Raw genomic sequence first — 1,741 nt, forward strand, 5'->3', positions numbered from 1 at the left:
TCGATGCCCAGGTCGACGTACCACTGCGTGCGCTGGTCGATCCAGTGCTGGTGCCACTCCTCGTCCTCGCCGGGCTTGACGAAGAACTCCATCTCCATCTGCTCGAACTCGCGGGTGCGGAAGATGAAGTTGCCGGGCGTGATCTCGTTGCGGAAGCTCTTGCCCATCTGGGCGATGCCGAACGGCGGCTTCTGGCGGCTGCTCGTGACCACGTTGGCGAAGTTGAGGAAGATGCCCTGGGCGGTCTCGGGACGCAGGTAGTGCAGGCCCGACTCGTCCTCGATGACGCCGAGGTAGGTCTTGAGCATCATGTTGAAGTTGCGCGACTCGGTCCACGCGCCGCGGGTGCCGCAGTTGGGGCAGGCCACCGACTCGTTGATGTCCACCGAATCAGGGTCCACGGGGTTGCCCTTGGCCTCCTGCTTCGACGCGTAGTCCTCCTGCAGGTGGTCCTCGCGGAAGCGCTTGTGGCACGACTGGCACTCGGTGAGCGGGTCGCTGAACGTCTTGAGGTGGCCCGAGGCCTCCCACGTGCGGGTCGGGAGGATGACGCTGGAGTCCAGGCCCACCACGTCCTCGCGCCGGGTGACCATGAACTTCCACCACTGGCGCTTGATGTTCTCCTTGAGCTCCACGCCGAGCGGGCCGTAGTCCCAGGCGGACTTGGTGCCGCCGTAGATCTCACCGCAGGGGTAGACGAAGCCTCGGCGCTTCGCGAGGGAGACGACGTTGTCCAGGGCGGTGGGTGCGGGCTTGGCCACGATGAGTCCTCACAGAAGAACAGGCCGGCTGGCTGCCGGTCGGTGGCCCCACCCTAACGACGGGTGCACGTGCGTTTTCCCCCGGCGTGCGCGAGCGGCTCAGGGCTGCAGCAGGTAGCCCAGGCCGGGGCTGGTGACGAGGTGGCGCGGGTGCGCCGGATCGGCCTCGAGCTTGCGCCGCAGCTGGGCTGCGTACACCCGCAGGTAGTGGGTCTCGGTGAGGTAGGCCGGGCCCCACACCTCGCGCAGGACCTGCTCGCGGGACACCAGCCGGCCGAGGTTGCGCGCCAGCAGCTCGAGGAACGACCACTCGGTCGGCGTGAGCCGCACGTCCTGTCCACCGCGACTGACCGCCTTGCGTCCGAAGTCGATGACCAGGTCGCCGACGACGACGGGCGCGGCATCGCGCACGGGCTCGTGCGAGCGACGTACGGCGGCGCGCAGCCGGGCCAGGAGCTCCTGCATCGCGAAGGGCTTGGTGACGTAGTCGTCGGCACCCATGTCGAGCGCGTCGACCTTGTCCTCGCCGTGCTGACGCGCCGAGAGCACCACGATCGGCACGGACGTCCATCCGCGGATGCCCTCGATGACCTGCATCCCGTCCATGTCCGGCAGGCCGAGGTCGAGCAGCACCACGTCGGGATGCGTGGTCGCCACCGCGTCCAGCGCGGACCGTCCGTCGTGCGCGGTCGTCACCGTCCAGCCGTGGGCCTGCAGGTTGATCTGCAGCGCCCGGGCCAGGGCTGCCTCGTCGTCGACCACGAGCACATGGGCGGACACGTCAGGATCCTGTCACCGCGAGCGGGACCGTGAGCACCATGGTGAGGCCCCCGCCGGGGGTGTCGTCCGCCTCGAGCGTGGCACCCACGGCGTCCGCGAGGCCACGCGCCACCGCGAGACCGAGGCCGAGTCCGCCGGGAGTGGCGTCCCCGAGGCGCTGGAACGGCTCGAACATCCGCTCACGGGCGGCCTCGCTGACC

Annotated in this window: 3 protein-coding genes; all 3 read right to left on the reverse strand. The window is 69.3% G+C overall.

Annotation, left to right across the window (positions count from 1 at the left end):
• Positions 1–761: glycine--tRNA ligase (locus tag ACXJKL_RS20460; protein WP_457208831.1), on the reverse strand; the 761-nt coding region annotated here is incomplete at its 3' end.
• A gap of 99 nt (positions 762–860) precedes the next feature.
• Entirely contained in the window at positions 861–1,541 is a 681-nt protein-coding gene (locus tag ACXJKL_RS20465; RefSeq protein WP_457208832.1) for a response regulator transcription factor, read from the reverse strand.
• A gap of 1 nt (position 1,542) precedes the next feature.
• Positions 1,543–1,741, reverse strand: a 199-nt coding sequence (locus ACXJKL_RS20470) for an ATP-binding protein (RefSeq protein WP_457208833.1), incomplete at its 5' end; no start/stop codon positions are given.

It is taken from the genome of Nocardioides sp. P5_C9_2, assembly GCF_054049555.1.